At 48.4% G+C, this 24475-nt stretch carries 22 protein-coding genes; 5 read left to right on the forward strand and 17 right to left on the reverse strand.

Features of this window, described 5'->3' with window-relative positions; genetic code table 11:
* A partial coding sequence (locus SHEWPOL2_RS23090) for a hypothetical protein (protein ID WP_037428844.1) occupies window positions 1-273 on the forward strand: 273 nt, incomplete at its 5' end.
* Between the two features lie 285 nt (window positions 274-558).
* Here the strand turns inward: SHEWPOL2_RS23090 and secA are convergent.
* Both secA and SHEWPOL2_RS12945 read right to left on the reverse strand, forming a co-directional pair.
* Window positions 559-3285 (reverse strand): preprotein translocase subunit SecA, encoded by a 2727-nt coding sequence (gene secA, locus SHEWPOL2_RS12940; protein ID WP_037422805.1) that lies wholly within the window; start codon window positions 3283-3285, stop codon window positions 559-561.
* A gap of 60 nt (window positions 3286-3345) precedes the next feature.
* Window positions 3346-4245, reverse strand: a complete 900-nt coding sequence (locus tag SHEWPOL2_RS12945) for a M23 family metallopeptidase (protein ID WP_037428847.1) — start codon at window positions 4243-4245, stop codon at window positions 3346-3348.
* Between the two features lie 27 nt (window positions 4246-4272).
* Here SHEWPOL2_RS12945 and SHEWPOL2_RS12950 point away from each other — a divergent pair, with 27 nt between their 5' ends.
* Window positions 4273-4719: a DciA family protein gene (locus SHEWPOL2_RS12950; RefSeq protein ID WP_037428849.1), complete on the forward strand. Its 447-nt coding sequence runs from the start codon at window positions 4273-4275 to the stop codon at window positions 4717-4719.
* A gap of 13 nt (window positions 4720-4732) precedes the next feature.
* On the opposite strand, the gene lpxC is transcribed toward SHEWPOL2_RS12950, so the two are convergent.
* From lpxC to mraZ, 15 genes are all read right to left on the reverse strand, one after another.
* The gene (lpxC, locus tag SHEWPOL2_RS12955; RefSeq protein WP_037428852.1) at window positions 4733-5653 is read right to left on the reverse strand and encodes a UDP-3-O-acyl-N-acetylglucosamine deacetylase; all 921 of its coding nucleotides are present in this window, start codon (window positions 5651-5653) and stop codon (window positions 4733-4735) included.
* Between the two features lie 179 nt (window positions 5654-5832).
* Complete coding sequence (gene ftsZ / locus SHEWPOL2_RS12960) at window positions 5833-7020, reverse strand: cell division protein FtsZ (protein WP_011624294.1); 1188 nt, start codon at window positions 7018-7020, stop codon at window positions 5833-5835.
* Window positions 7021-7047: 27 nt separating this feature from the next.
* On the reverse strand, window positions 7048-8283 hold the full coding sequence (gene ftsA, locus SHEWPOL2_RS12965) for a cell division protein FtsA (RefSeq protein ID WP_011073897.1): 1236 nt from the start codon (window positions 8281-8283) through the stop codon (window positions 7048-7050).
* A complete protein-coding gene (locus SHEWPOL2_RS12970; RefSeq protein ID WP_037428855.1) occupies window positions 8264-9013 on the reverse strand; it encodes a cell division protein FtsQ/DivIB in 750 nt (249 codons plus the stop codon). Before SHEWPOL2_RS12970 ends, ftsA begins: the two co-directional genes overlap by 20 nt.
* Before the next feature lie 151 nt (window positions 9014-9164).
* Window positions 9165-10631, reverse strand: coding sequence for a UDP-N-acetylmuramate--L-alanine ligase (gene murC / locus SHEWPOL2_RS12975; RefSeq protein ID WP_037422821.1), 1467 nt, complete (start codon window positions 10629-10631; stop codon window positions 9165-9167).
* Window positions 10632-10633: 2 nt separating this feature from the next.
* Window positions 10634-11722, reverse strand: coding sequence for an undecaprenyldiphospho-muramoylpentapeptide beta-N-acetylglucosaminyltransferase (gene murG / locus SHEWPOL2_RS12980; RefSeq protein WP_037428858.1), 1089 nt, complete (start codon window positions 11720-11722; stop codon window positions 10634-10636).
* The gene (gene ftsW / locus SHEWPOL2_RS12985) at window positions 11722-12933 is read right to left on the reverse strand and encodes a cell division protein FtsW (RefSeq protein WP_037422827.1); all 1212 of its coding nucleotides are present in this window, start codon (window positions 12931-12933) and stop codon (window positions 11722-11724) included. The genes murG and ftsW overlap by 1 nt, the downstream gene beginning before the upstream one ends.
* Window positions 12923-14242 (reverse strand): UDP-N-acetylmuramoyl-L-alanine--D-glutamate ligase, encoded by a 1320-nt coding sequence (gene murD / locus SHEWPOL2_RS12990; protein WP_037428861.1) that lies wholly within the window; start codon window positions 14240-14242, stop codon window positions 12923-12925. The genes ftsW and murD overlap by 11 nt, the downstream gene beginning before the upstream one ends.
* A gap of 6 nt (window positions 14243-14248) precedes the next feature.
* Window positions 14249-15331 (reverse strand): phospho-N-acetylmuramoyl-pentapeptide-transferase, encoded by a 1083-nt coding sequence (gene mraY, locus SHEWPOL2_RS12995; protein WP_037422832.1) that lies wholly within the window; start codon window positions 15329-15331, stop codon window positions 14249-14251.
* Entirely contained in the window at window positions 15332-16714 is a 1383-nt protein-coding gene (murF, locus tag SHEWPOL2_RS13000; RefSeq protein ID WP_037428863.1) for a UDP-N-acetylmuramoyl-tripeptide--D-alanyl-D-alanine ligase, read from the reverse strand.
* Window positions 16714-18192: a UDP-N-acetylmuramoyl-L-alanyl-D-glutamate--2,6-diaminopimelate ligase gene (murE, locus tag SHEWPOL2_RS13005; RefSeq protein ID WP_037428865.1), complete on the reverse strand. Its 1479-nt coding sequence runs from the start codon at window positions 18190-18192 to the stop codon at window positions 16714-16716. Before murE ends, murF begins: the two co-directional genes overlap by 1 nt.
* Window positions 18189-19940, reverse strand: coding sequence for a penicillin-binding transpeptidase domain-containing protein (locus tag SHEWPOL2_RS13010; RefSeq protein ID WP_037422838.1), 1752 nt, complete (start codon window positions 19938-19940; stop codon window positions 18189-18191). Before SHEWPOL2_RS13010 ends, murE begins: the two co-directional genes overlap by 4 nt.
* Window positions 19941-19953: 13 nt before the next feature.
* Window positions 19954-20268 carry a cell division protein FtsL gene (ftsL, locus tag SHEWPOL2_RS13015; RefSeq protein ID WP_037422840.1) on the reverse strand — a complete coding sequence of 105 codons (315 nt, stop codon included), beginning with the start codon at window positions 20266-20268 and terminating at the stop codon, window positions 19954-19956.
* Window positions 20269-20279: 11 nt separating this feature from the next.
* Window positions 20280-21221: a 16S rRNA (cytosine(1402)-N(4))-methyltransferase RsmH gene (gene rsmH / locus SHEWPOL2_RS13020; protein WP_011624305.1), complete on the reverse strand. Its 942-nt coding sequence runs from the start codon at window positions 21219-21221 to the stop codon at window positions 20280-20282.
* Window positions 21222-21251: 30 nt separating this feature from the next.
* On the reverse strand, window positions 21252-21710 hold the full coding sequence (mraZ, locus tag SHEWPOL2_RS13025; protein ID WP_037428867.1) for a division/cell wall cluster transcriptional repressor MraZ: 459 nt from the start codon (window positions 21708-21710) through the stop codon (window positions 21252-21254).
* Between the two features lie 492 nt (window positions 21711-22202).
* Between mraZ and SHEWPOL2_RS13030 the strand changes: the two genes are divergently transcribed.
* From SHEWPOL2_RS13030 to SHEWPOL2_RS13040, 3 genes are all read left to right on the forward strand, one after another.
* On the forward strand, window positions 22203-22937 hold the full coding sequence (locus SHEWPOL2_RS13030; RefSeq protein WP_239642762.1) for a peptidase: 735 nt from the start codon (window positions 22203-22205) through the stop codon (window positions 22935-22937).
* Window positions 22934-24007, forward strand: coding sequence for a PepSY domain-containing protein (locus SHEWPOL2_RS13035; RefSeq protein ID WP_037428869.1), 1074 nt, complete (start codon window positions 22934-22936; stop codon window positions 24005-24007). Before SHEWPOL2_RS13030 ends, SHEWPOL2_RS13035 begins: the two co-directional genes overlap by 4 nt.
* Window positions 24008-24100: 93 nt before the next feature.
* Window positions 24101-24418 carry a hypothetical protein gene (locus tag SHEWPOL2_RS13040; RefSeq protein ID WP_037422850.1) on the forward strand — a complete coding sequence of 106 codons (318 nt, stop codon included), beginning with the start codon at window positions 24101-24103 and terminating at the stop codon, window positions 24416-24418.
* Window positions 24419-24475: the final 57 nt, after the last annotated feature.

The raw sequence follows: 24475 nt of genomic DNA on the forward strand, positions 1-24475 counted from the left end.
ATTGATTACTCGCCAAACGGCAGAGTAATTTCGATTAACTCAACACCTGTGAGTGTCCACACAGATTTGCTTGATAAATTGTTAAAGAGCGTTGACCATCGCATTATCACAAGTGATTTCAGCGGGTCAGGGCTGCGTATTTTACGCATTCCCGTTTTTGCGTCAAGTAGTTTTTTAAACTTTCTTTTCGCTCATCAAGGACTGAATCACTTGATGAACTGGCACTTGAAACTGCGTATCGCTGTCTGCCGTGTCAGTGGATGCGCATTATAGGCAGCGGAACTTTTTGTGCAAGCGCTTTTTTGTATTTTTTCGATCTTTTTTCAATAGTTTCAGTTAGTCACAAAGTACCCACTAGTTACCCCCAACGTTATCCACAAAAGGCAATTTTACTGCTTTATTTGTGAACAAAGCATGACTTACCATAACTGGAAGGCTGGAGATTCAAATAAGCTTTATATAGATGCAGACAGATTCAATGATTTGTATCTGGCTTTGAGTAGGCATGAAAAAGGCGACTATTACAGTCGCCTTTTAGAATTAGGTGCACGTGTTGAATTAGCTTAGCTTACCGTGACACTGCTTATATTTACGGCCAGAGCCACAAGGACAAGGATCGTTACGGCCAACTTTATCGCCATCGCGGATCATTGGTGTGTGCGCCATCATCTCGTCGCTACCATCATCCCCACCAACTAAGGCTTCGGCTGCTGCGTGCTGGTAGTCGCGTTGGATCTTAGCATCTTCTTCACGACGACGAGCTTCCATTTCTTCAACATCAGATTGGGCTTGCACTTGAACTTTAGACAACACGCTAATCACGTCATGTTTCAGCGTATTCAGTAATTGTTGGAACAGTTCGAATGACTCACGCTTATACTCTTGCTTTGGATTCTTCTGTGCGTAACCACGTAAGTGGATGCCTTGGCGTAAATGATCCATTGCGGCTAAATGCTCTTTCCACAAGCCATCGAGGGTTTGTAGCATCACTGCTTTTTCGAATTGGCGCAGTACTGAGGCACCGACCATTTCTTCTTTGGCTTTATAAGCATCTGACCAAGAAGTGATAATACGCTCACGCAGGCTTTCTTCGTGTAAGTCGTCTTCTTTATCGAGCCATTCTTGGATTGGCAGTTTAAGCATAAACTCTTGGTTTAGGCGCTGCTCTAACCCAGGAACATCCCATAACTCTTCTACTGATTGTGGTGGAATGTACTGATCGATTACCGCACCAATTACATCGTCTTGGATGTTTTTAATCGTGTCTTCAATACTTTCCGCATCCATCAACTCATTACGCTGGGCGTAAACCACTTGGCGCTGATCGTTTGCCACGTCATCGAATTCAAGTAATTGCTTACGAATATCGAAGTTACGTGCTTCTACTTTACGTTGAGCATTTTCAATTGCACGAGACACCCATGGATGTTCGATCGCTTCGCCTTCTTCCATGCCCAGCTTCTTCATCATGCCGGAGACGCGATCAGAAGCGAAGATACGCATTAAACTATCTTCCATCGACAGGTAGAAACGTGAAGAGCCAGCATCACCTTGACGGCCCGCACGACCACGTAGCTGGTTGTCGATACGACGTGATTCGTGGCGCTCGGTACCGAGAATGTGTAAACCACCCGCAGCAACGACTTCGTCATGACGCACTTGCCAATCAGCTTTGATCTTGGCTTTTTGCTCTGGGGTAGGATTTTCCAGCGCCTCGATTTCCATATTCCAGTTGCCACCAAGCACGATGTCGGTACCACGACCCGCCATGTTAGTGGCAATGGTTACGGCGCCAGTACGGCCAGCTTGGGCAACAATCTCGGCTTCTTTTTCATGGAACTTGGCGTTAAGCACTTGGTGCGGGATCTTTTCCTTCACCATTAAGCGCGCTAACAGTTCTGACTGTTCGATAGAAACGGTACCGACCAATACAGGTTGGCCACGCTCGCGGCAGTCTTTGATGTCTTTAATAATCGCTTGATACTTTTCATTAGCGGTTAAGTAAACTAAATCCGCCATATCCTTACGGACCATTGGACGGTTGGTTGGCACCACAACGGTATCTAAACCATAGATGTGTTGAAACTCAAACGCCTCGGTATCAGCAGTACCTGTCATACCCGCTAACTTCTCATATAAACGGAAGTAGTTTTGGAAGGTAATCGATGCAAGAGTTTGGTTTTCGTTTTGAATACGAACACCTTCTTTGGCTTCAACAGCTTGATGTAAACCTTCTGACCAACGACGACCTGGCATAGTACGACCAGTGTGTTCATCAACGATGATCACTTCGCCATCTTGAACTATATAGTCCACATCACGCTCAAATAAGGTATGAGCACGTAGTGCAGCGTTCACATGGTGCAGTAGCGAAATATTGGCTGCTGAGTAAAGTGAGTCGCCTTCGGCTAACATGCCACGTTCAATCAGCAGGTTTTCAACCTTCTCTTGACCGCGTTCAGTAAAGTGCACTTGTTTGGCTTTTTCATCAATGGTGTAGTCGCCTTCGCCCACATACTCTTCAGAGTCTTCTTTATCTTGACGGATAAGATTGGGGATAAGCGTGTTGATCTTGATGTATAGCTCAGAGCTGTCTTCCGCTGCACCAGAGATAATCAATGGCGTGCGGGCTTCGTCGATAAGGATTGAGTCGACTTCGTCGATCAGTGCATAGTGTAATGGACGTTGAACACGCTCTTGCGGTGAAAACGCCATGTTGTCGCGCAGATAATCGAAACCAAATTCATTGTTGGTACCGTAGGTAATATCGGCGTTATAGGCATCTTTCTTCGCCTGTTGGCTAAGGCCTGCAACGTTAATCCCAACAGTTAAACCTAAAAATTCGAACAGTGGACGGTTATTCTCAGCATCACGGCGTGCTAAGTAATCGTTGACGGTAATAACGTGAACACCTTTGCCCGTTAAGGCATTTAAGTAAGCAGGCAGTGTTGCGGTTAAAGTTTTACCTTCACCCGTACGCATTTCAGCGATACGGTTACTATCAAGCACCATACCACCGAGTAACTGCACGTCGAAGTGACGCATTTCGAACACACGCTTAGATGCTTCACGCACGGTGGCAAACGCTTCCGCCATAATGCTATCTAATGAAGCGCCCGCAGCTAAACGCTCACGAAACTCTGCGGTTTTCGCTTTAAGCTGCTCATCGGTTAATTTTTCATAATCGGCTTCAAGCGCATTAATCTTATTAACTACTTTTTGTAACCCTTTAAGGGTACGGTCGTTGCGACTACCAAATACTTTTGTCAGTAATTTACCAAACATCTGAATCACTTATTTTCTGTAGGCCAAGTCCATGATGGAAACTAGAAGCCAATGTTTCAATTAACTTGCTTTGCGGTAGACAAACTTTTGTGGATCTATCTGCTGTCCGCCACGCAACACTTCATAATGCACATGAGCCCCTGTTGAGCGCCCAGTGCTTCCCATACTGGCGATGGTTTCGCCTTTAGCGACCACATCACCTACAGCTACTGACAAAGCTTTATTATGGCCATAGCGTGTACGTAAACCGTTACCATGGTCGATTTCGACCAATTCGCCATAACCAAACATATTCCCAGCCCAAGTCACCACGCCTGCTGCAGTCGCGACAACTTTAGCCCCTTCCCGACCGGTAAAATCGATCCCTTTGTGCATGGTTCGACGACCGTTAAAAGGGTCATTACGTAATCCGTAGGGCGACGATAACCAACCTTTATCGAGTGGGAGCCCTGATACATAACGTTCAGCATCTATATGGTGGTTAGATGACACTGTTTCAAGTAGTGATAGTTGAACATTATTGTTGTCAATTCGTGACGCCAGTTTATCCATATCTTCGATAAGCTGACTAATTTCGATATTTGAGCCTAATTCGCTTAAACCACCAACCCCAACTTCAGATGAGAAATCAAAGTCTTCATCCAATTTGTTTTGTTTTGCGACTTGTTGACCTAAGGCCTCGAGACGGGTGATTTTAGCTTGCATGCGCGCGACATGGGTCGCCAGCATGGCTAGCTGTGACTCTGTGGCACTTTTAAGCTCTAAGACTTGCTTCTTTTGTTGTTCGCGTTGGATTCGATCGTTATCAACACTGGCTTGCTGATTTTCAAACTTAGCAGAGTTGTGTTGATAAATACCGGCACCAGTAGCTAACAATAGCATGGGAAGGATCAACCAGCGTTTACTGGGTTGCCAGCGCGTAACGCCATTCCGACCTTGAATAAATACTGTTACACTCATAGCCTAATTCAGCCATCTTATTATCATATGAAAAAGCCCCCTCAGGATCTCAGCCAATTACTACACCAGTCAGGCACATTGCCCGATATAGCTGAGAAAGCGGAACTACTTTTATATCTGGATCAGCACGTGAAGCAGATTGTCGCAGGTCCTGTTGCGGAGCAGCTGAAAGTCGCCAATTTCCGCCAGGGTGTTCTTGTGGTTGAAACCACTTCGGCAGCATGGGCTGCACGAATTAATTTCCAAAAGCCGAAACTACTAACGCAGCTTCAAGCAGAAACGCTCCCAATCCTTACCGCAATTGAAGTTAAAGTCAACCCGAGATTAGCATTGTATGACGCAAAGCCGAAACAGGCGCATAAGGCACTGAGTCCAGCCGCTGCAGAACATATTGCCGCACTTGCAGAAAATGTGAGCGGGACACTAGGCGAAAAACTAAAACGGCTGGCCACATTGGCCAGCCGTAATAAGTAAACATCAGACGCAATTAAGCGAAGACCGCACCACCAGGTACAGCAAAGTTAACGGGGACATCGGCTTCTTTCTCAAAGCTCACTAACTCCCACGCATCTTGCTGCGCCAATAAGGCACGTACTAACTGGTTATTCAGAGCATGACCCGTTTTATAGGCAGTAAACTCACCAAGAATGGCGTGTCCTGCCACATAGAGATCACCAAACGCATCTAAAATTTTGTGCTTAACGAACTCATCCTCATAACGCAGGCCGTCGGGGTTGAGGACGCGATATTCATCAAGTACAACTGCGTTTTCCATGCTGCCACCTAATGCTAGGTTATTCGCACGCAGATACTCAATATCACGCATAAAACCAAAAGTACGAGCGCGGCTAATGTCTTTAACAAAAGCTGAAGTAGAGAAGTCCATCACCACATGCTGTTGGCTGCGAGCAATTTCGGGGTGAGCAAAGTCAATTTTAAAGTTGACTCTAAAACCTTTAAAAGGCTTGAGCTCGGCCCACTTATCACCGTCTTCAACACGCACAGGGCGTTTAATCTTTAAGTACTTCTTAGGTGCAGACTGCTCTTTAATACCCGCAGACTGAAGTAAGTAGACAAATGGGCTCGCACTGCCATCCATAATTGGGATTTCAGGGGCGTCCACTTCGATTACGGCGTTATCAATGCCTAAACCCGCTAAGGCTGCAAATAAATGCTCAATAGTCGAAATACGAATACCTTCGTCATTGACAAGTGCCGTGCACATCGTGGTTTCGCGAACTTGTTCCGCCTTTGCAGGAATAGCAACGGCAGGACTCATATCGGTACGCACAAGTACGATCCCTGTATTGACTGGTGCGGGCATAATGCTCAAGGTGACTTTATTCCCAGAGTGCAAACCGACTCCGGTAGCTTTCACCATTTTTTGAACAGTTCTTTGAAATATCATTCAGTTACCCGTTTAGATTTCAATAATTAAGCCTAATATTTGCGCACACAGCGGCAGCAAAACGACCACATAGGTTCGACATAGTAACATAAGTTAGCTATGTCATACAAATGTCGTCATTGGGTGGTATTGCCGATAGAGCAATACATCACCCGATACGCTGGACTCAAATACCTGTTTTAATCAGCTTGCTTACGCAAAAACGCTGGGATATCTAAGTAATCCAATTCATGCTTTGTTGAAGGTGCTGGCGCAGGAGCAGGTGCTGGCGATGCAGGTAATACGTTACCCTTTGGCGCCGCATAGCTCACATGAGTTGCTTCTTCGACATAAGCTTCAACTTTTGGTTCCACAACCACAGGTTCTGGACGTGGTGCAGGCTTAGAAACCAATTGAATATCAGGACGCTTTTCAGCACCAATACCGGTTGCAACTACGGTTACGCGCAGTTCGTCGCTCATTTCTGGGTCGATAACCGCACCCACAACCACGGTAGCATTGTCAGAAGCATAAGCTTTAACATGGTTACCAACAGTTTCAAATTCTTCGATGCTCATGTCCATACCTGCGGTAATGTTAACTAACACACCACGGGCACCGGCTAAGTCAATGTCTTCTAAGAGCGGGCTGGCGACAGCCGCTTCAGCAGCTTCTTCTGCACGGTCTTCACCACGCGCAACACCCGTACCCATCATGGCATTGCCCATTTCGGACATAACGGTTTTCACGTCTGCAAAGTCGACGTTAATCAGACCTGGGCGAGTAATCAGCTCAGCAATACCTTGTACTGCACCAAGTAACACGTTATTCGCTGCGGCAAACGCATCGAGTAATGACGTACCACGGCCCAATACTTTTAATAATTTTTCGTTAGGGATAGTGATTAACGAATCCACGTGCTTAGCAAGCTCAGCGATACCTTGCTCGGCATAAGCCATGCGCTTTTTGCCTTCGAAAGGGAAAGGCTTAGTCACGACCGCAACCGTTAAGATGCCTTCTTCACGAGCGATTTGAGCAACAACTGGCGCAGCACCTGTACCAGTACCACCGCCCATACCGGCGGCGATAAAGATCATGTCTGAGCCTTTGATCGCTGCACGAATGTTTTCGCGGTCTTCTTCCGCTGCGGCACGACCCACTTCTGGGTTGGCGCCAGCGCCAAGACCTTTAGTGACATCGCGACCTAATTGAATCGTTGAGCCAGCGCCAGATTTACGTAGCGCCTGTGCGTCTGTATTGGTAACGACAAACTCAACACCTTCAATGTTGTGTTTGACCATATGTTCGACAGCGTTACCGCCGCCGCCGCCAACGCCGATGACTTTAATCACCGCGTCGTCTGAGTGAGTGTCCATGATCTCAAACATTGTCTGATCTCCGTGTTGCCTGCGTTATTAAAATTCACCCTTAAACCAGCTTTGGACCCGATTCCAAGCACTGGTAACCCCTTGACGCTCAGGACGCTCGAATTGACGCTCAAGCACCCGTCTTGCACCGTAGTGAAGCAATCCAACCCCAGTGGAGTAAATAGACTGATCCACGTATTCGTATAACCCTTTAACTGGCAATGGTGAGGCGACGCGAACAGGCATACCAAAGGTTGCCTCCGCAATGTCCACCACGCCTTGAATCGACGCCGTACCACCTGTTAGCACGATACCTGCGGCGATTTGGTCTTCTAAACCACTGTCTTTCAGCTCCTTGAGCACTAACTCAAATAGCTCTTGATATCTCGGCTCAACCACTTCGGCCAAAGTATGGCGCGACATGCTACGCGATGGGCGACCACCCACCGAAGGCACTTCGATACTGTCTTCACGGCTCACCATGGAGCTACGCGCACAGGCGAACTGCACTTTAATTTGTTCAGCATGTGACGATGGCGTGCGGAAAATCTTCGCGATATCGTTGGTCACTTGGTTACCCGCAACGGGCACAACCGCGCAATGACGTAGCGCACCATTGGTATACACGGCGATGTCCGTCGTGCCACCGCCGATATCGACGATACACACACCTAAGTCTTTTTCATCAAAGGTTAATACCGCATCCGCCGACGCAATGCCGGAGAACACTAAGTCATCGACCTTCAAACCACAGCGCTCAACACTCTTAGTGATGTTCTTCGCCATATCATTGGCGCAGGTCACTATGTGTACCTTGGCTTCCATCCGCATGCCTGACATGCCGATAGGGCTGCGAATGCCGTCTTGTACGTCAATCGCGTATTCCTGCGGTAACACATGCAGAATACGACGTTCGGTCGGGATCTTCACCGAGCGCGCAGTGTGGATCACGTTGTCGACGTCTTCCTGTGTCACTTCTTCATCGTTAATCGACACCATGCCATTTTCGTTTTGGCAGGCGATATGTTTACCGGAAATGCTTAGGTAAACCGATGATACTTGGCAGTCTGCCATTAATTCCGCTTGATCGAGCGCGCGTTGCACACTGCGCACGATGGAGTCTAAATCGTTAACGCCACCTTTATCCATGCCCCTTGAAGGGTGGTTACCAAGGCCGACTATGCTGATTTCGCCATCGGGCAGAACTTCGCCTATGATCACTGCGACTTTAGAGGTTCCTATGTCCAATCCGACGATCAGATTTCTATCTTGGTTTTTGGTCATTAATTATCGGCTCTCTTGTTTGTGCATCGCCCCAGCCTACGGCCAACCCTGTGTCGTAGCGCAAATCCACTCTGGCAATCGGTTTATCTTGTTTCGCCAATAATGGGTAAACAGTGATAAACCTTTGTATCCTTGCCATTTTATCTTCTCGACCTAGGTCTAAAACAATACCGTTACCTAGTGTCGCGTGCCACGCATGACGTGGTGTTAAACTCAAATTGGCTAAGGTAAAGCCATTAATCTTCAGTAGCGAGTTAACCTGCGCGTAGGCGGTTAACACTTCGGTCCCCATATCATCTGGCCCAGATAAATAAGGCAGATGCTCTAACTCAGGGTGCGATGGCGCTTCAAACACTTCACCATGCACATTGAGCCAAGCGGTACCATTCCAATGGGCGACCGGTTGTTGCTCCTGTAAATACACCCTGAGTTTCGCAGGCCATTCACGTCTCACTGACGCACGATACACCCAAGGTAAAGCTTCTAATGCCTGTTGCACTAAGGTGATGTCAGCACTAAAAAAACTCCGCTGCATTAAATCCTGTAGTGCAATTTGTATATCCCTATCTGTGGTGTAAGTCCGCTCACCTTTAATGGCGACCGCTTCAATGGGCAAAGTGCTGGCATCATTTAAAAACTTATGTAGCAGGTAGCCGCCAAAAACAAAACTACCAATGACTAACCATAAAAAACCAATCCCACTCCACAAGTACCAATTAACCCGTGACATCCTCGCCCGCCAGTGTCGCCTCTTATCACTCCAAGACACGTTTGTTTCCACCCTTCAACGACACTACTAAAAACCACAGAAAACCGGCCATTATATAGCGCTAAAACCTCGGATCAACATTTCCTTTAAATCCAAGTTGTCACGCAATTCATCAAGGTTTTACCTCGGTTGTCACAGCCGTGCTAAAGCCTAATTCAGTGGCGGCTAACTGACGCGACAAGGCACCTATATTACCTGCACCTTGGGTCAACAATAAATCCCCTTCCTGCAACACATCGGGTAGCACTTCGGCTAACTGATCTGGGCTAGCAATAAAGATGGGGTCTAACTGCCCACGCAAACGAATCGAACGGCATAAAGCCCGACCGTCTGCGCCAGGGATCGGTGCTTCACCGGCACTATACACATCGAGCAATAGCAAGCAATCTACCTGAGACAACACTTCAATAAAGTCTTCGTACAGATCGCGGGTACGAGTGTATCTGTGTGGCTGATAAGCCATCACTAAACGTTTGTCAGGCCAGCCTGCACGCGCCGCTTTAATGGTCGCCGCCACTTCGCTGGGGTGGTGACCATAATCATCCACTAACATCACTTCGCCCTTTGGCGTCGCGAACTTGCCTAAGTGTTGGAAACGACGACCAATACCCTGGAATTCAGCCAAGGCTTGAATGATGGCGCTATCATCAATTTCATCTTCTGTCGCCACAGCAATCGCCGCCAGTGCATTTAATACATTGTGCTGACCCGGCAGATTAAGCAGCAGGTCTAAATCTTCTTTGCCTTTACGTCTGACGGTAAAGCGGCATTGGTGACCCTGCTGATGGAAATTCAGCGCCTGCACGTCGGCATCGTCACTGAAGCCATAGGTGATCATATGACGACCTATACGCGGCATAATCTCACGTACGACTGGATCATCGATACAAACGACAGCCACGCCATAGAAAGGCAGGTTATGTAAAAAATCCACGAAGGTCGATTTGAGCTTTTCAAAATCACCACCGTAGGTATCCATATGATCGGCTTCGATATTCGTCACTACGCTGACCATAGGTTGCAGATGCAGGAAGCTCGCATCACTTTCGTCTGCTTCGGCGATCAGGTAACGGCTAGTACCTAAGCGGGCATTGGTGCCAGCGCTGTTAAGTAAACCACCGATAACAAAAGTTGGATCGCGCCCCGCTTGACCATACAAACTGGCAATCAAACTGGTGGTCGTGGTTTTACCGTGAGTTCCTGCAATCGCTACACCATGGCGATAACGCATCAACTCAGCCAACATCTCAGCGCGGCGCACGATAGGAATACGCAATTCCTTCGCCGCAATAATCTCTGGATTCTCAGGATTAATCGCGGTCGAGACCACCACCACATCGGCTTGCTGCACGTTATCGGCGCCATGGCCGATATGGATTTTCGCGCCCAGCAGGCATAGTCTGTCAGTCACGGCGTTTTGCGCGATGTCAGAACCACTGACAACATACCCTTCGTTTACTAATACTTCAGCGATCCCGCCCATGCCCGCGCCGCCAATGCCGACGAAATGAATACGCTTAATCCGGCGCATTTCTGGGATCATACTTCTTAGCTGTAAGTATCTTTCTGTCTTAGTCATACCTATCCTTTCTCGGCGAGAGCGATACACACTTGGGCCACCTGTTCGGTTGCATCCAATACGGCAACATCTCTCGCTCTTTGGCCCATTTGGGCTAATTCTGCTCTGTCATTGGCGAGTAACTGTAATTTACTCACCAGCTTATTCACGTCCAAGATGGCCTGCGGCAATAGGAAAGCTGCGCCAGCCTCAACCAATACTTGAGCGTTACGGGTTTGGTGATCATCCACGGCATGGGGATAAGGCACCAGAATACTTGGTAATCCCACCGCAGCTAACTCAGATACCGTCAGCGCGCCGGCGCGGCACAATACCACATCTGCCCAGCGATAGGCGGCTTCCATATCATCAATAAATTCAGCAACGTTAACGCCGCCCTCTTGCCCTTGCTGTTGATAAGCGGACTTAACCCCAGCCAGATTATCCTTACCCACTTGATGCCAAACGGTAATCGACTGCTGTTTACTCAGCGCCGCCACCACTTCAGGCATTAAATCATTAAACACTTTGGCACCTAAGCTGCCGCCTACCACGAGCACTTTTAAGGCATCATCCGCGGCTTGCTTAGGCTCGGCGCCTAGGGCAATCAGTTCACGGCGGATTGGGTTACCCACCACCTTTGCCTTAACCTGAGTGAAGGTATTTTTAAAGGCGCATAATACTTGGCTAGCGATCCGCGAGAGTAATTTATTGGTCATTCCCGGAATGGCATTTTGCTCATGCAACACTAAGGGCACGCCCGCTAATTTCGCGGCCACACCACCAGGGCCACTGGCAAAACCGCCCATCCCTAGCACCACATCGGGTTTAAATTCGGCAATCACTGCCTTGGCTTGCAGAATCGAGCGCACCACTTTAAAAGGCGCCGCCAATTTACGCACTAAGCCATTGCCACGCACGCCCTGAATGTCGATAAAATCGATGTCGAAGCCATACTGAGGCACTAAACGCACCTCCATGCGGTCGGCTGTGCCTAACCAACGCACTTGCCAACCTTGCTGCGCTAAATATTTTGCCACCGCGAGCGCCGGAAACACATGTCCACCCGTGCCGCCTGCCATGACTAAAATACGTTTACCCGCGTCGGTCATTACTTCAATCTCCCTTGCACGGCCTGAACTAAACTCATGCGCCGCTCATAATCGATGCGTAGCAATGTCATTGCCGCCGCCGTCATGACCCATAAACTACTACCGCCGTAACTCACAAAGGGCAGTGTTAGCCCTTTAGTAGGTAACATACCAATGCTTGCGCCCACATTAACGACGGTCTGAAAACAGATCCAAATCCCAATGGCATAGGCCAGATAACCCTCGAAGGCTTTGTCCATCACCAGACATAAATTGCCGAGGCGAATGGCCCTTAATGCCACAAACAGCAACACGGATAACACCGCGATAATGCCGATAAACCCTAACTCTTCACCAATCACGGCAAAGATAAAGTCGGTATGCGCCTCGGGGAGGTACTCCAACTTTTGAATACTGTTGCCAAGGCCTTGGCCGAACCAATCACCCCGGCCGTAGGCCATCAGCGATTGAGTTAACTGGTAGCCACTACCAAACGGATCTTGCCAAGGGTCTAAAAACGATGTCACCCGGCGCATACGATAAGGCTCGAGCAGTACCAGCGCGACGAAAGCTAAAATGCCAGCAAAGATCAGCGCGAAAAAGTCCAGCAACCGAGCACCCGCGAGAAACAACAGTCCAACAGTGCCGACGAACAACACCACCACAGTGCCTAAGTCGGGCTGCATCAAAATCAAAATCGCGTAAATCGCAAATACCGCAATCGGCTTATAGAAGCCCTTAGCATTTTCACGCACTTCCTGATGACGGCGCACCAGATAGCCCGCCATGTACACAGAAAACGCAAACTTAGCGACCTCGGCCACTTGAATACGGATTGGGCCGATTGATAACCAACGGGTCGCGCCGTTTACGGTAGTTCCCACAACCAGTACTGCCAGTAACATCAAAAATACAACCAGCAGCATGATAGGGCTCATCCGCTGCCAAGTTTGCATTTCAACCCTCAGCACAAATGCGGCAATCACTAAACATCCCAACAGATAACCCACATGGCGAGTCATAAAATGGAATGGGTTACCCGTCAGTGTTTGTGCCTCGGGCATAGAGGCCGACATCACCATTACAAAACCAAAGCCAATCAAAGACAAAACAGCAGTGAGCAAAGCCCGATCGTACAATTGCGCGCCCGGGACTTCGGTATCTCGTTGCCAGTTAGGCAGTGCATTCAGCACTCGCCCAAACAGGCTGAGCTGTCTTGCATCACTCGCCATCGAGTTGCTCCACTTGGCTTCTAAAATCATCACCACGGGCCATAAAGTTGCTGTACATATCCAGACTTGCACAGGCGGGCGACAACAACACAATATCACCCGAAGTCGCTAATTGAGCGGCCTTAGCAACAGCGGCAGCCATTGAATCAACCTTAATAGCGCCTTCTTTCAGCGCGGCAATCTTATTGCCATCTCTACCTAAGGTAATGAGGTGAGTCACTTTTGTTAACGGCTCGGCCAGTGGACTGAAATCCGCACCTTTACCATCGCCGCCAGCAATCAAAATAATGTCGCCGAGGTGATCGCTTAAACCATCAAGGGCCGCAACAGTCGCGCCGACATTGGTAGCTTTAGAGTCATTCACATAGGTCACACCACCTTTGACGCCAACCACTTCGCAACGGTGAGAAAGGCCAGTAAAGGTGCGAGCGACTTTGGCCATCACTTGCTTATCCACACCCACGGCATAAACCAGCGCCATCGCAGCAAGTAAATTGGCATGGTTATGGCTACCAATCAGCGACACTTCGGTGATTGGCATGATTTCACTGTGGCCGTGATAAATTTTGCTGTCGCAAATGCCCCACTCGTCGCCTTCAGGCGGCGCTAAACCAAAGCTGTTTTGGTTCATGGGTTCAGTTGGGATAGTCAGCGCATCATCACGGTTAAAAATGATGGAACGGCTTTGATGATACAAACGTAGTTTGGCCTTCCGATAGGCATCCATATCGCTGTACCTGTCCATATGATCTTCCGTCACGTTTAAACAGGTTGATGCCACACAATTCAAGCTATGGGTGGTTTCCAGCTGGAAACTCGATAACTCAAGCACAAAAATATCCGCATTCTCTTGCAGCAAATCCAGCGCCGGAGTACCAATATTGCCGCCCACAGCAACAGCAATGCCTGCTTCACGCAGCATTTCACCCACTAAGGTGGTCACTGTCGTTTTGCCATTTGAGCCCGTAATCCCAATCACACACGGTTTACGATCGGCAATCTCACGGGCAAATAACTCAATATCACCAATGACTTCAATCCCCATATCCAGTGCCGCGCGCACTTCGGGAGTATCAATCGCAATCCCAGGGCTGATAATGATTTGCGTCGCCTGCACTAGATAACGGCAATCAAATCCGCCAGCAATTAATTGCACCTCAGGGAATGAACTTGCCAGTGTTTCGGCACCGGGAGGCCGGCGACGGCTATCCATCACCAACGGCGTAATGCCTTTTCCACACAAATAGCGCACTACCGAGAGCCCTGTGGCACCCAAACCTAATACTATGTGTGAATAATGACTTTGCATGAATGATTACCTTAACTTCAACGTGGCTAAGCCGAGCAACACTAAGAAAATAGAGATAATCCAAAAGCGGACAATCACGCGTGGTTCAGGCCAACCTTTTAACTCGTAGTGGTGATGGATAGGCGCCATGCGGAATATTCGTTGACCGCGTAACTTGTAAGAACCAACCTGCAATATCACTGACACGGTTTCCATGACAAACACCCCGCCCATGATCACTAACAGGATTTCTTGGCGAACTAATACCGCAATCGCACCTAATGCAGCCCCTAAAGAAAGAGAACCCACATCGCCCATAAAGACCTGTGCAGGATAAGTGTTAAACCATAAAAAGCCTAAACCTGCGCCCACAATCGCGGTGCAAACGATCACCAGCTCACCAGAGCCAGGTAAATGCGGAATATGCAGGTAATTGGCAAACTGAGCATGGCCAGACAGATAAGCTATCAGCGCGAATGCTGCGGCCACCATCACAGTTGGCATAATCGCCAAACCATCGAGACCGTCGGTTAAGTTCACTGCGTTGCTTGAACCCACGATAGTAAAGTAGGCCAATACGATAAACACAGCGCCCAGTTGCGGCATCACATCTTTAAAGAAGGGCACGACTAACTGGGTTTCACCCGGGTTAGACGCTGTGGTGTAGAGGAAGAAAGCAATGATCAACGCCGCTAAGGATTGCAGAATATACTTCCAGCGCGCAATTAATCCCTTAGTATCTTTACGTACCACTTTGCGGTAATCATCAATAAAGCCAATCATGCCGAAGCTGCCTAAAACAAACAGCATCACCCACACATAACGGCTACCAAGATCGCCCCATAACAGCACACTGATAAAGATGGCCGCAAGGATCAGTAAACCACCCATAGTGGGCGTTCCGCGCTTACTGAAATGCGACTCAGGCCCATCATTACGCACCACTTGACCAATTTGCATCAACTGTAAGCGCTCGATAAGTTTAGGACCCCACCATAAACTAAATACTAATGCGGTTAACAAGCCCAAAATGGCTCGAAACGTCACATAGGAAAATACGTTAAACCCAGTGTGAAAACGGGTTAAATACTCGGCCAGATACACCAGCATCTACACTAACTCCCCACGCCCGAAGGCTACTGTTAGGCCATCCACGACCCGCTCCATTGCGGCACTTCGTGAACCTTTAACTAAAACCGTCACCTGTCCCGGCAACTGGTTGATGTGTTTTATGAGTTTTTCTACTAACGTCGCCACGCTGTCATGGTGCTCCGCCCCGAAAGCTTGGCTAGTATGCTGAGTCAAGGTGCCAGTACAGAACAGGGCATCGATCCCCTGTTGCTTTGCCAGTTGTCCCAGTTCAGCGTGTAAAAGGGGCGCATTGTCGCCTAATTCGCCCAAATCTCCCAGTACCAAACAACGATTTTCAGAAATTTCCTTTAACCAAGCGATAGCCGCCCCCACGGATACAGGGTTAGCGTTATAGCTATCATCGATTAAACGGACTCTGCCTAATTGAGTCGGCTGCATACGTCCCTTCACAGGGATCAGTTTGCTTAAGCCTTCGGCGATCTCTTTTAGAGTTAATCCTAATGCGATACAAACACTTGCAGCAGCTAAGGCGTTGCTGACTTGATGACGTCCCGCTAAAGGTAAGGTCACTTCGCAGGACTCACCCGCATAATTAAGAATAAAGCGGTAACAACCATCGCTATTGGCTTTATGGCCAGTGGCAATCACATCGATTTGGCGTTTCGCCGCGCCTTCCTGCTGGGAGAAGCTCAATTGCTTATAATGCTTGGCTTTAACACGCATCACATCAGCAAAGGCGTCGTCGGCATTAATAATCGCAGTGCCGCCTTGTTGTAGATGGTTATAAATTTCCGATTTCGCCTGGGCAACGCCAGCCTGTGAACCAAAGCCTTCTAAGTGGGCACTGCCGACGTTATTGACTAACGCCACATGCGGACGGACCAAAGCAGAGGTGTAATCAATCTCGCCTTTATGGTTAGCCCCTAACTCAAATACCCCATACTTATCTTCGGGGGTTAAGCGCAGTAGGGTTAAAGGTACGCCGATTTCATTATTAAAATTACCCGCGGTGTAAAGTACTTGATGCTTAGCCGACAAAATAGTGGCAATCATCTCTTTCACGCTGGTTTTGCCGTTAGAGCCAGTTAATGCCACACAAATAGGATTCACTTGGTCGCGGACATAGGCGCCAATCGCGCCCATGGCCTTTTGGCAATCGGCAACAATTAGCTGCGGAATATCAAAGGCCAATTCACGTTCAACCAGTAATGCAATGGCGCCATTTTCAAGTGCCGTGGCCGCAAAATCATGGCCATCAAACCGCTCACCCTTTAAGGCGACGAAAAGGGTCGCGGGGCCGATTTTACGGCTATCGCTGCTTAATGCTTGGATGGTGACATCGTCACCGACTCGATGCGCACCTAAGTATTGGCTCAGTGCCCCGAGGGAAATTGGGATCATTAGCGTTGCTCCGATAACTGACGTGCCAGGGCGCGTTCATCATAGTCATGACGCACACCTGCCGCCTCTTGGTAAGTTTCATGGCCTTTGCCCGCAAGCAAAATCACATCCCCAGATTTAGCCTGTACGACGACTTGTTTAATCGCAGCCACACGGTCAACCTCGGTCAGCGCTCGCTCTGGGTGAGTCAGCCCTTGGATAATATCGGTAATAATTTGGTTAGGATCTTCGCTGCGGGCATTATCGCTAGTCACCATAATGCGATCGGCAAATTGCTCCGCCGCACGTCCCATTAATGGCCGCTTACCCTTATCACGGTCGCCACCACAGCCAAACACGCACCAAAGCTCCCTTGCACAGTGACGACGCAGGGCATTAAGTGCCTGTTCAATCGCATCGGGGGTGTGGGCATAATCGACGACTAAGGTGATGTTGTCCGCGGTGGTAAAACGTTCCATACGGCCAGCAACGGGCACTAAGTAAGGCACTTTGGCAGCTAATACACGTATATCCATTCCCTGTAAATACAGTGCTGATAGTGCAGCGAGTAAATTCGAGAGGTTAAAAGCGCCTAATAACGGCGAACGAATATCGATTTCGCCCTCGGGCCAGACTAAGGTCGCCTGCACACCTTGGTCGTTAAATTGGGCATTCTTAGTGTAAAACGTCGCATTGGTATGCGCTTCAATGCTAAAGCCCCACATCTTCGCAGGAACGTTTGCCAGCTCGGATAACCAAGCGACGCCCACGGGATCATCGAGATTCAGTAGGCCGTGGCGCAGAGAGTCGAAGCGAAACAGCATTTGCTTGGCCGCGGCATAGTTTTCCATATCGCCGTGGTAGTCCAAGTGATCACGGGTTAAGTTAGTAAATACCGCCACATCGAAGGGCACGGCATCGACTCGCCCTTGGACTAAACCATGGCTCGAGACTTCCATCGCACAGGTATTTACACCTTTATCTGCAAATTCATGCAGTTGGCGCATTAAGGTAATGGCATCGGCAGTGGTATTGCCGCTATCGACTAACTCGCCCCACAGGCCATTGCCGAGCGTGCCCATCACCGCCGCTTTACCCTCAAGCAGGGTCACTAATTGCGCGCACAATTGGCTTGTCGAAGTTTTGCCATTAGTCCCTGTAATACCCACAATGGCCATAGATTGACCTTGAACAACGGGATAACGCACCGCAGCCACCGCTGAAACGTGCTTCGCTAAGTCGTAGAAGTAAATCTGCACGCCTTGCTCAGCCGCAATAACTTTGCCCTGCTCTTGGGGATTATCCGTATGCACTAACACCGCCGCCGCACCTTGGGCTAAGGCCTTATCGATAAACTGACGACCATCGACCTTGTGTCCAGGCAGCGCTAAAAACACATCGCCGCGACGTATTGCGCGGCTATCTAGAGTCAAATCTTGGAAGGTTTGTTCACCCGCGTAGGGGAACCAAGGGGCGAGTAGATCCCTTAATAACATCATTCAGTTCTCCCGGCGAGACCCGCCAATTGCACCTGTTCTTTATCGGAAATGGGTTCAACATTTAACATTTGCAGTGCGCCTGACATCACCTTAGCGAAAGCAGGCCCTGCCACTGAACCACCATAATAGAGATCGCCCTTAGGTTCATTGACCACAACGACGATAGCGAGTTTGGGATTATTCACCGGCGCAACGCCAGCAAATAACGCAACATAATCATCACCATAACCACCGGCTACCGCCTTACGGCTGGTGCCCGACTTACCTGCGACGGGATAACCATCGATATGCGCAAGTGTACCTGTACCACCTTTTTCGGTGACACCCACCATCATTTGCAGCACGTCTCTAGCCACTTCTTCTGAAATCACCCGTTCACCTTCGGGCGGCTTTTTAAGTTTTAAAATCGATACTGGATATAAAGTGCCGCCATTGCCTAAAGTCGCGTACATCCGCGCTAATTGCAGCGTCGTCGCGGTTAAGCCGTAACCAAAGGATAACGTGGCACGCTCAAAGTCAGACCAACGGTGGCGATCTTGGATAAGGCCTGCGCTTTCTCCCGTTAAGTTAATCCCTGAAAAACTACCTAATCCCATGGATTGATAAGTGCCGAGTAACTGCTGTACAGGAATCGACAGGGCTAATTTACTAATGCCCACGTTACTGGATTTGGCCAAAATACGCGCTAGCGTCATATCACCGTAGTTAGATGCATCACGCACTTGGCGTCCACCTAAACGCATCCAACCTGGAGAGGTTGGGATCACATCGGTGGATTTAACGGTGCCCGCTTCTAACGCCGCCGCAACCACAAAGGGTTTAATGGTCGAGCCGGGCTCGAAGGTGTCCGTCATCGCGCGGTTACGCATTCTGAAGGTTTGAAAATTATCACGGGAATTAGGGTTGAAGGAGGGCGTATTCGCCATCGCTAACACTTCACCCGTGTGGATATCAAGTACCACAATCGACCCTGACGTCGCTTGGTTCATCTCTGTGGTGCGCTTTAACTCGCGATAGGCAAGCTGCTGGATCCTATGGTCGATACTCAGGACAAGATCATTTGGGCTTTCGCCTTCTTGGACGATATCGAGGCGCTCAACCACATGACCATCACGTGACTTACGTACTTTTTGTTTGGATGGCGTACCAGTAAGCCAACTGTTATAGGCATTTTCAACGCCTTCAATACCAACATCATCGATATTAGTGATACCAATAAGCTGGGCAGTTATCTCTCCACCGGGATAGTAACGGCGAGACTCAGACTTTAAAAATACCCCAGGCAATTTAAGCTGAGTGATGTAATCAGCCACCGCGGGAGTCACTTGACGCTTAAGGTAGGTAAAACGTTTAGTTGGATTGCTACGGACTTTATCGAGTACGTCTTCAACGGGTTCGTGTAACACGTCAGCCAGTGCTTGCCAACGGCGCATATCTGTAAAGCCATTGCTATCGTTAACTTGCTTTGGATCTGCCCACACTGCACGCACTGGCACACTCACCGCCAGCATATCCCCATTGCGGTCAGTAATTAAGCCACGCTGTACCTCACGACTGGTAGTACGTAACGTACGCATATCGCTCTCATGGCGAAGCTTATCAGGCTCAATAATTTGGATATAAGCAGCACGACCCACCAGGCTTGAAAACATCGCAAATACAAAACCAACCACGACGTATAACCGCCAATGGATCAGTTGTGGCTTTTGCTTTTTGCTTGCCTGCTTGGTTTTTGCTTGCCTAATCATATCTTCCCTATGTTCACGGCACCTTTACCACAACTTCTTCGCTGGGTAATGGGCGACTCATGTTGAGATCCTTCGATGCAATCCGCGTAATTCGGCTATGCTCCGTTTGGGATTGCTCTTCCAATAATAAATTGCGCCACTCGATATCTAACCTGTCACGCTCCTGCAATAGCAGATCCCATTCAGTAGTGAGTTTGCGACTCACATGGCTGGTATACACCACAGCCACTGCATTACTGAGCACGAGCAGGGCAAGTAACAAAATCCATTTGTGTTGCCAAAGGTCGTGTAATACAACCTGTGGTAGACTCAATGAGGGCTTACTCATTTACTTGCCCTCTAGTAATCTAGTCGCTCGGCAATGCGTAATACCGAACTACGGGCTCTTGCATTGCGTTCAATTTCCTCATCGGATGGCATAATCGCCTTGCCAATGGCGCGTAGTTTACGCGACTTATTAATCTGATCTTCAGTGATGGGTAAACCATGAGGCACACTCTCACCTTGACTGTGGCGGCGGATAAATCGCTTCACTATGCGGTCTTCTAAGGAGTGAAAGCTGATAATCGATAAGCGGCCCTGCGGAGCAAGCACGGTTAATGCACCTTCAAGTGCTTGATCAATTTGATCTAACTCACTATTGATATAGATACGTATTGCCTGAAACACGCGGGTGGCAGGGTGTTTATTACGCTCTTTATTTTTGGTGATCCGCGCAATTAAATCGGCTAAATCTTTGGTACGTAAAAACGGGGTTTTATCGCGGTCGGCAGCAATGCAACGGGCAATATGACGAGCATTTTTCTCTTCGCCATAGGTTTTGAATACCCATGCCATATCTTCAATTTCAGCACGGGCTAACCACTGGGCAGCGGTTTCACCTTGGCTATTGTCCATGCGCATGTCGAGTGGACCATCACGCAAAAAGCTAAAACCACGTTCCGCATCATCGAGCTGCGGTGAGGACACACCTAAGTCGAGTAACACACCATCAATCTTGCCAACCAGACCAAGCTCTTCGACGTAATCGGCTAACTGACCAAAGCCACCGTGTACGATTTGAAAACGGGGATCATCGGCAAATTGTTTAGCAGCTTCAATAGCCTGAGGATCGCGGTCGATCGCAATCAGGCGTCCGTTTTCACCCAGTCTTTGCAATACTTGTCTTGAATGACCACCGCGGCCAAACGTGCCATCAATATAGATGCCATCGTCTTTAATGTTTAAACCGCCAACCGTTTCTTCGAGCAAAACGGATAAATGGGCAAATTCTTGACTCATTAATTTCTTCTTATTTAATTATGCGACTCGTTAGAGTGAAAAATCCGCCAGACGCTCGTTATTAGCAAGCTCCTCGCTTCGAATCGTTTCCTGACACTCATCAATTTGCTGCAGCCAAGCTTGCTCATCCCACAGCTCAAATTTGTTTAACTGTCCCACCAGCATGATGCGCTTATCTAAATTGGCATACTGCCTTAGCGGTGGTGGCAGTAATATGCGTCCGTTGCTATCGAGCTCCACCTCATGGGCATAGCCCAGCAACATGCGCTTAAGGGATCGTTGGGTTTTATCTGTATCCGAAAGCTTGAGCAACTTAGCTTCAATCAACTCCCATTCGTGGAGGGGATAAAGGAGCAAACACGCAGATTGAATATCGACTGTGATGACGATGCGGCCCTGGTGCTCTAGTTGCAAAGGTTCGCGGTATCGCACTGGAATAGCGATCCGTCCCTTTGTATCTAAGTTGATAGCACTGGCTCCACGAAACACGCTAATTCATCCTATCCTTTGCTTTTTGATCCACAAATATCCACTATTTCCCACAAATGCTAAGTTTAGGGATAGTCGACAAGCATTGTCAAGGGATGGGATCCTTTTATAAAGCCAGTCGGCAAGCGGGTTAGCAGCATGTTGACCCCATAACTTAGCGACAATGTTTTGATAAAATGAGTAGCTTAAAATCAGCTAAACGGTGGAAACCATAGAAATAAAAAGCGGACAAAAAAACAGCAGCCTTTTGCTTTCAGGCAGTTGCAATGAAATTTCTGCCACAAAATTTCGGTAAATGTGGGATTTTCCTCATAGGTAAATCACGCTAGACTCACAACGCGTAACAAAACAAACCTAAAATTAACCTTTTTGTGATCCCGTGAAGTGTAAAATTTCAGCATAAATAGCTGAAATTTTATTTTTGGTTGTAGATTTATTCTGCAATTAGGTGAGTATTTTTATTTCACGATTGCGAGGAAGATCAAAACTCCCATGGGATTAACTCAAAATAAATCGCCTATGACCGCAACTCAGATCCGCACCTACCACAAATGGTTTGCACTCCTCGCCGCCTTTCAATTGTTAATATGGATTGCAACAGGTGCTTATATGGTATGGATGGATATCGAGTTTATCCGTGGCAAACCTCTGGCAAACAAGAACAATACCGCAATTTTCCATGTAGAAGCTCCCGCTTATAGCTTGACGGATTTCATCAAAACTCACCCAGATGCAACAGAAATCAATTTATATGCTCACCAAAGCACACTCTTTTATAGCGCCAAAATAGCGGGGAAATTACAGCGTTTTAGCACTGTGACGGGAGAATTATTACCTCTATTAAATCAACAACAAGCACTCGACACCGCTCTGCAACTATATACGGGCAAGGCTAAGATCATCCATTCAACACTCCACCAGCAAACAGCACCGAATGAAATCTCCCTCCGCGCATTACCTGTATGGCAGTTGGAGTTGGACGATGCAATGAACTCGACACTCTATATCTCCGCGGTCACAGGACAATTGGTCAGCGCTCGACATAATTACTGGCGGCTGTTCGATATAATGTGGATGCTGCACATTATGGACTACAAGACTCGGGAGAATGTGCAGAACCCGTTACTCACGGTAATGAGTACACTCGCCCTATTGACCGCACTCTTTGGTATGGCGTTGAGCTATATCAGTTTTCGCAATACTAACTCCCAAGAGGAGCCAAAATGAGCTTCTCAAACAAACGGAATGCTGAGAGTAAACGCCATATCAGTTTAGTGATGCAAACTCTACACAAATGGCTATCACTTATTGTTGGCCTACAACTGTTGATTTGGATCGTAACAGGGCTGGCCTTTAACCTGATTGACGAGCGTTTTTTCGATGCGAACCCATATCGCACCACGCATCAAACAGCGAGTCCCACTACTGCACTCGCCCCCACGGCTAATCTACTGCAACAATACCAAGCAGAAGGCATTATCGAGCTTAAGTTGACTTCAGTACTTAGCCGCGCAGTGTATGCCCTCACAACAACTCAGCAAAACCGCTGGTTTTGGGCGGACTCACTCCAACCGCTATCCTTGAACGATGCCGATATACTCGCTATTGCCAAACAGAGTTACTCAGGCCCTGGTGAACTCAGCGCACCGCAAATCCTCACCCATGAAACGCCATTCGACGCCAGTGGCCCAATTGCAGTACTGACAGCCTCGGACGAAGTCGGCACTCGGATTTATATCGACACAGCCTCGGGCCTGATTCTTGCCCACCAAAATCGCCAATCGGATCTTAAAGATCTGCTCTTTATGCTGCATTTTATGGATTATGCTCCCGATAATGGCATTGGTTTTAACCACTTATTGGTACAACTCGTCAGCATTGCCGCGCTGTTATTAGGTCTTACGGGTATCTACATTCTTGGGCATAAATTCCATCAAAGTCAGTTATCACTCCCTTTCTTTAGACGTAAGGCCGCAACAGGAAAACTGGCGCTTTATACTCAGGACAATCAGCCTCTTGCCAAATTTACCGAGCTCAATGGCACTTATTTAGAAAGCATTAATCGAGGGAGTGAAAGGCTAAGAACCCAATGTGGTGGTGGCGGACGCTGCGGCCTGTGTAAACTAAGGTTTGTCGAGCAGGCGCCCAGTCCCAATGATTATGATCTGGATAAACTCACCACAGCAGAGCTTGAGCAGGGCATTCGCCTAAGCTGCCAACACAAGGCCAGCTCTAGCAAACTTGCACTCGTCACTAAGGCGCAACACAGATATTGGCCAAAGTCAGAGTGCCAGTAGAGTGTCGCGCATAGGCTTCAATCGGCGTATAGTCTAAATATTGAGCAGCCCCTGCCGATAAAGGGTTAAGTGGTCATAAACCAAGGAGGCGCTATGAGTGGATTGGACAGTCTTTACGCTATGCTAGCTCAGCCAGTAAAACCCGTATTAACCCCAAAGCGGATCGTTGATCAGGTGAGCAGTGCCACCGCCAATGCGCCCGATAGCCATGAAACGCCGCAGTCGCAATTGCCACCCACCCTAGATGCGAAAGTCAGGGAAAGACGTAAACAGGATAATGCCAGTCGCAATAAAAAACGCCGCGCAGCGGACAAACAAGATTTAAAAGAAGGAAAAGTACTTGAAGTCACTGACGATACCGCTGACACAGCGCAGCCAGCTAACAAACATATTATCGATATCGAAGTTTAACGTGCTGGCCGTTAAATAAATAAGGCGCAACCTCAGGGTGCGCCTTATGTGTTTCAA

This window comes from Shewanella sp. POL2 (assembly GCF_000282755.1).
Classification (GTDB): domain Bacteria; phylum Pseudomonadota; class Gammaproteobacteria; order Enterobacterales; family Shewanellaceae; genus Shewanella; species Shewanella xiamenensis.